This window comes from Stenotrophomonas sp. 3diitr2024 (assembly GCF_042136455.1).
GTDB lineage: Bacteria > Pseudomonadota > Gammaproteobacteria > Xanthomonadales > Xanthomonadaceae > Stenotrophomonas > Stenotrophomonas sepilia.
Genome location: NZ_JBHHMJ010000522.1, coordinates 1 through 5,721, shown reverse-complemented (window position 1 = coordinate 5,721; position 5,721 = coordinate 1). Strand labels below are relative to the sequence as shown.

Sequence of the window (5,721 nt, the reverse complement as noted above, 5' to 3'; positions counted from 1 at the left end):
ACGTGGACGCCATCCATCTTGCGAGGAGCTCGCAATTGGCCAGCGAGATGGAGCTGACCCCGTACTGACCAGGGGTCAGATCCCCGAGGGGGCTCTGACCCCATGCCGCAGGACATCCTTTGTCCTGCGTAGACGTGGAAGCGTTTCCATCCTGTCCTCCACGGCGAGGCAACGGGCCGCGGGGCTATACTTGTGTTTTTCCCGCACCCGCCACAGGAAATACATGAGCATCGAACAGCTGGCTGAAACCGCCCAGGCCATGGTCGCCCCGGGCAAGGGCATCATCGCGATCGACGAATCCACCGCTACCATCGCCAAGCGTTTCGCCGGCGTCGGTATCGAGAACACCGAGGAGAACCGTCGCGCCTACCGCGAGCTGCTGCTGACCACGCCGAAGCTCAACGAGCACATTTCCGGCGCCATCCTGTTTGACGAAACCATCCGCCAGTCGACCAAGGACGGCGTGCCGTTCGCCAAGTACATGGCCGACCACGGCATGATTCCGGGCATCAAGGTGGACAAGGGTGCGCACCCGCTGGCCGGCTGCCCGGGCGAGCTGGTGACCGAAGGCCTCGATGGCCTGCGTGAGCGCCTGCAGGAGTACTACAAGCTGGGCGCGCGCTTCGCCAAGTGGCGTGCAGTCATCAACATCGGCGAGAGCATCCCGTCGGGTACCTGCATCGAATCCAACGCCCATGCGCTGGCCCGCTATGCAGCGCTGTGCCAGGAATGCGGCCTGGTGCCGATGGTCGAGCCGGAAGTGATCATGGACGGCGATCATGACATCGAGACCTGCTACGAAGTCACCGAAGCCACCCTGCGTTCGCTGTTCGACGCCCTGTACCAGCAGAACGTGCTGCTGGAAGGCACCATCCTGAAGGCGTCGATGGTCATCTCCGGCAAGGGCTGCGATGAGCAGGCCGACGTCGAGGAAGTGGCCGAGTCGACCGTGATGTGCCTGAAGAGCACCGTGCCGGCGATCCTGCCGGGCGTCGTGTTCCTGTCCGGTGGCCAGAGCGACGAGCAGTCCACCGAGCACCTGAACGCGATGAACCAGCTGGGCAACCTGCCGTGGCCGCTGAGCTTCTCCTACGGCCGCGCCATGCAGCAGGCCGCGTTGAAGCTGTGGGCCAAGGACATGAAGGGCAACTACGCTGCTGCCCAGAAGACCGTGTACGAGCGCGCCAGGGACAACGGCCTGGCGGCGCTGGGCAAGTGGAACGGTTGATGATCGGTCCCATCGCTGGATGAACAAGGCAGCGCCGGCATCACGCCGGCGTTTGCTTTTGCGGGTATCTTTTCCGCCCCCATGCGCCTGGCCGGTGCGTGGGAACCACATGGAAGGCCAAGGAGAAACAACATGCGTTTGGCAGCAATCACACTGGCCGTAGCCACGGTCCTGGTCGCCGGCGGGTGCAACCGCATCGGCGGCGGCGCGGATGCCGGCAAGGCCGCGTCGCTCGATTTCGACAAGCCGGTCTCCGGCGAGATCACCTCGCGCAGCGGCATCAACTTCAACGACGGCAGCCATCACCAGCTCTACCAGATCAAGCTGGAAGACAGGGATCTGGTCGGCCTGAAGCTTACTGGTGCCCTCAGCGGCTCGATTGCGGTGTTCAACAATGGCAGCCTGGTATCCACCAGCAACACCGGCTATGAGCGCGAGGGGGACGTCTCGCTGGCTTTCCGCGCCAACGGCAGTGGTACCTACCAGGTGGCAGTCAACGCCGATGGCCCGACCGCGTTCGGCCCTTATCGCCTTCGCGCCGAGAAGCTGAAGCCGTACGACGGCAAGCCGCTGGCGGGCAGCGGCGAGATCGTCGACATGCTGGCCGGTGGTTCCCAGGACTACACCCTGCAGGTGGACAAGGCCGGCCTGTACGAAATCCGCCTGGTGTCGGAGGTCTTCGATCCAGTGCTGAAGCTGTCGGGCCAGGGCGTGGATGCCGAGAATGACGACGGCGGTGACAGCACCAACTCGCGCCTGACCCTGTCGCTGAAGCCGGGCAAGTACACCCTGACCGCGCGTGGCCTGGGCGACGGCGTCAGCGGCATGTTCACCCTGTCGGCCACCCGCATCGAGCTGCCCGGCAATCTGGTCGAGCGCGATGGTACGGCGCTGCCGAAGTCGGGGAGCGTGTACACGATGCTCGACAACGATGGCCGCCGCCGCTTCCTGCTGTCCCTGGACCGCCCGGCCGATGTGCGCCTGGATGCGATCTCCAGCCAGGTCGATACCCTGCTGCGCGTGGTTGGCGGCGATGTCGAGCTGACCGACGACGACGGCGGCAACGGTACCAATTCACGCCTGGAAGAAACCCTGCCGGCCGGTCACTACACCGTCGATGTGTCCAGCCTGAACAATGGCGCAGGCATGGTGGAAGTGCGCGTGCAGGTGGATGGCGCGAGCGCCGACGGGGCCGCAGCCTCGGCGGCACGTGCCGCAGCCGATGCAGCCGCCGTGGCCGATGATGCCGCCGCGGTGGAAGCCTCCAGTCGCTGAGTGTGATCCACGCCGTGCGTGGAAGAGCACTACGCTGCAACGGAAAAGGCCGGGCAATGCCCGGCCTTTTCTTTTACCTGAAGCACCACGGTTCAGTGCGCGGCGGCAAAGCCCGTATCCCCCAGCGGCGGCAGCAGCGACCCGCGCGGTTCGCTGTCCGCGCTTTGCCCGGCGGCGCTCAACGCCTGCTGGTAGGCCTTGGCCGTCGCGGTATTGAACGCCACCAGCACGATGCGCATCGGTTGCGCATGGCTGCGCTGCCAGGCCAGTGTTTCGGTGACAGCGATCTGCGCGGCCTGGTACAACGGATAGCCATACACGCCGCAGCTGATCGCCGGGAAGGCGATGGACTGCACGCCCAGTGATTCGGCCAGCTGCAGTGACTTCCAGTAGCAGTTGGCCAGCAACGCCGGTTCATCGCGCTGGCCGTCGTGCCAGACCGGGCCCACCGTGTGCAGTACATGGCGCGCCGGCAACGCATGGGCACCGGTGGCGCGCACTTCACCCGTCGGGCAACGCACGCCCGGGCGCAGCTCCGGCAACCGCTCGCACTCTGCCCGCAAGGCGGGGCCGGCCGCACGATGGATCGCGCCGTCGACACCGCCGCCACCGAGCAGCGTTTCATTGGCCGCGTTGACGATCGCATCCACCGACAGGGTCGTGATGTCGCCCTGCCAAACCTCGATCTTCATGCGTCCGTCTCCTGCCTGTGAGGTGATCCGCGCAGCATCTGCGCCGGCTGTTCCCACGGTAGGGGACAGGGCATCGATGCTGCGTCATGACCGTCTCACGCGCTGCGATCCAACGGCCTTCGCGCACGATGGCGGGCGACGCCTTCACGCAGGCTGAAGCGGGAAGGGGGCGGATCCTTTTCCGCACGGAAAAGGCTCTGACCCCTGCTGTTACGGCAGGCCGGCCAGCCAGTCGTCGTCGGATCCTTCGTTCACATCGGCGAACAGCGGCGTGGAGAAGTAACGTTCACCGGTGTCCGGCAGCATCGCAAGGATCACCGAGCCCGGTTCAGCGCGGGCAGCGATGTCCAGCGCGCTGGCCACGGTGGCGCCGGCGGAGATGCCGACGAAGATGCCTTCCTCGGCGGCCAGGCGACGCGCGGTGGTGATCGCACGATCGTCTTCGACCGAGACCAGTTCATCCACCACGTCGCGGTTGAGCACGTCCGGCACGAAGTCCGGGGTCCAGCCCTGGATCTTGTGCGGCTTCCAGTCATCCCCCTTGAGCAGGGCGGCGCCGGCCGGTTCGGTGGCGATGATGCGGGTCTGCGGGCGTGCCACCTTCAGCACTTCGCCTACGCCAGTGAGCGTGCCGCCGGTGCCCCAGCCGCTGACGAAGTAGTCCAGCCGCTTGCCGGCGAAGTCGCGCAGGATCTCGGCAGCGGTGGTGTTGCGGTGATACGCCGGGTTGGCCGGGTTGGCGAACTGGCTGGCCAGGAACCAGCCGTGCTGCTCGGCCAGCTCGGCCGCCCTGCGCACCATGCCGCTGCCGCGCTCGGCGGCCGGGGTCAGGATCACCTTGGCGCCGTAGGCACGCATCAGCTTGCGGCGCTCGACCGAGAAGGTTTCGACCATGGTGGCCACGAACTTGTAGCCGCGCGCGGCGGCGACCATCGCCAGTGCCACGCCGGTGTTGCCCGAGGTGGCCTCCACGATCGTGTCGCCCGGCTTGAGCAGGCCGCGTGCTTCGGCATCGAGGATGATCGCCAGCGCCAGGCGGTCCTTCACCGAGCCGCCCGGGTTGAACGACTCGACCTTGGCGTAGACGCTGACCTGTGGCGGCGCCAGGCGCTGCAGCCTGACGATGGGGGTGTTGCCGACGGTATCGAGGATGGAGTCGTACAGGGCCATGGGAGCGCTCCGGAAACGGGGCCGCGACGGGTCACGGCGGGCGAAGGGGGGAGGGCTGGCCGTTCAGGCCAGCGGCTGCCGGCTGACCGTAGCGCCGGCATATGACGCCCGGAAATGACCAGATACCTTTCTTAAACAACCTTTGGTTATAAGCTGGTGACGGCAATTGACCCTAGAGTGGACTTCCGCCCCATGCCGCCTGCCTGCCCATGACGCTGACCCAGCTGCGCTACCTGGTAGCCATCGCCGACGCCGAGCTGAACATCACGCTGGCCGCCTCGCGCGTGCACGCCACCCAGCCCGGCCTGTCCAAGCAGCTCAAGCAGCTGGAGGACGAGCTCGGCTTCCTGCTGTTCGTGCGCAAGGGGCGCAGCCTGGAGTCGGTTACCCCGGCCGGAACCGAAGTCATCGCGCGTGCCCGCGCAGTGCTGGCCGAAGCCAACAACATCCGTACGTACGCGGCAAACCAGCGGCGCGAAAGCCAGGGCCAGCTGATCCTGACCACCACGCACACCCAGGCGCGCTTCGTGTTGCCGCCGGCGGTGGCGGCGATCAAGCAGGCCTATCCGCAGGTCAGCGTGCACCTGCAGCAGGCCGGTGAAACCGACGCGCTGGACCGCTTGAACCAGGGTGACGCCGATATCGCCATCATCAGCACCGCAGGCGGTGAGCCAACCGACGGCATCGTAGTGCCGCTGTTCCGCTGGCGGCGCCTGGTGGTGGTACCCAAGGGCCACCCGTTGGACCGCGCCGGCCGCGCACCGGACTTGGCCGCGCTGGCCCGCCAGCCGTTGATCAGCTACGAATCCTCGACCCGACCGAACTCTTCCCTGCAACGCGCCTTCGCCGCCAATGGGCTGGTGCCCGACCTGGCGCTGACCGCGCTCGATGCCGACCTGATCAAGACCTACGTGCGCACCGGCCTGGGCGTAGGCCTGCTGGCCGAGATGGCGGTCAGTTCCAATGACGAAGACCTGAGGTCGTGGCCGGCGCCGGATCCGATCAGCGAGTGCATCGCCTGGGCGGTGTTGCCGCGCGACCGCGTGCTGCGTGATTACGCGCTGGAGCTGGTGCACGTGCTGGCCCCACAGATTGATCCGCGCGACCTGCGGCGGGTGCTGGATGGCAACCAGGCGGCGGCGTGGCCGGTGCCACCGACCTGGGAGTCGCTGACCCAGACCATCACGGTGTGAGGTGGGTCGAGCAGGGCGTGCAGCCCTGCACCTGCCGAATCAAAGGCAAAAGCCGAAGCAACAGCAACTGCTGGCTTCCGTGGGGCGGCGGGGCGGTGTGGGCAGGCAGGACACGCCGTAAACCCATCCCTGGGGGCTCGATGGCGCCATCCATGGCGCCAAC

5 protein-coding genes are annotated in these 5,721 nt (G+C 66.7%); 3 read left to right on the top strand and 2 right to left on the bottom strand.

Annotated features, from left to right (window positions below):
• The first annotated feature begins 223 nt into the window (after window positions 1-223).
• Window positions 224-1,228, top strand: a complete 1,005-nt coding sequence (locus tag ABGA94_RS13250) for a class I fructose-bisphosphate aldolase (RefSeq protein WP_005418861.1) — start codon at window positions 224-226, stop codon at window positions 1,226-1,228.
• 132 nt (window positions 1,229-1,360) lie between these two features.
• Window positions 1,361-2,503 (top strand): ABC transporter substrate-binding protein, encoded by a 1,143-nt coding sequence (locus ABGA94_RS13245; protein ID WP_375367500.1) that lies wholly within the window; start codon window positions 1,361-1,363, stop codon window positions 2,501-2,503.
• Window positions 2,504-2,595: 92 nt separating this feature from the next.
• Here ABGA94_RS13245 and ABGA94_RS13240 read toward each other — a convergent pair whose 3' ends face one another.
• Together ABGA94_RS13240 and cysK are read right to left on the bottom strand one after the other, a co-directional pair.
• Window positions 2,596-3,195, bottom strand: coding sequence for an O-acetyl-ADP-ribose deacetylase (locus ABGA94_RS13240; protein WP_111174692.1), 600 nt, complete (start codon window positions 3,193-3,195; stop codon window positions 2,596-2,598).
• A 210-nt stretch (window positions 3,196-3,405) separates the two neighbouring features.
• Window positions 3,406-4,365 (bottom strand): cysteine synthase A, encoded by a 960-nt coding sequence (gene cysK, locus ABGA94_RS13235; protein ID WP_005418856.1) that lies wholly within the window; start codon window positions 4,363-4,365, stop codon window positions 3,406-3,408.
• 209 nt (window positions 4,366-4,574) lie between these two features.
• Here cysK and ABGA94_RS13230 point away from each other — a divergent pair, with 209 nt between their 5' ends.
• Window positions 4,575-5,558, top strand: coding sequence for a LysR family transcriptional regulator (locus ABGA94_RS13230; RefSeq protein WP_375367497.1), 984 nt, complete (start codon window positions 4,575-4,577; stop codon window positions 5,556-5,558).
• Window positions 5,559-5,721: the final 163 nt, after the last annotated feature.

What these genes read in the sequence shown, in the direction of transcription:
- ABGA94_RS13250 (WP_005418861.1), top strand. Translation starts at nt 224, where the DNA reads ATGAGCATCGAACAGCTGGCTGAAACCGCCCAGGCCATGGTCGCCCCG.
- ABGA94_RS13245 (WP_375367500.1), top strand. Translation starts at nt 1,361, where the DNA reads ATGCGTTTGGCAGCAATCACACTGGCCGTAGCCACGGTCCTGGTCGCC.
- ABGA94_RS13240 (WP_111174692.1), bottom strand. Translation starts at nt 3,195, where the DNA reads ATGAAGATCGAGGTTTGGCAGGGCGACATCACGACCCTGTCGGTGGAT.
- cysK (WP_005418856.1), bottom strand. Translation starts at nt 4,365, where the DNA reads ATGGCCCTGTACGACTCCATCCTCGATACCGTCGGCAACACCCCCATC.
- ABGA94_RS13230 (WP_375367497.1), top strand. Translation starts at nt 4,575, where the DNA reads ATGACGCTGACCCAGCTGCGCTACCTGGTAGCCATCGCCGACGCCGAG.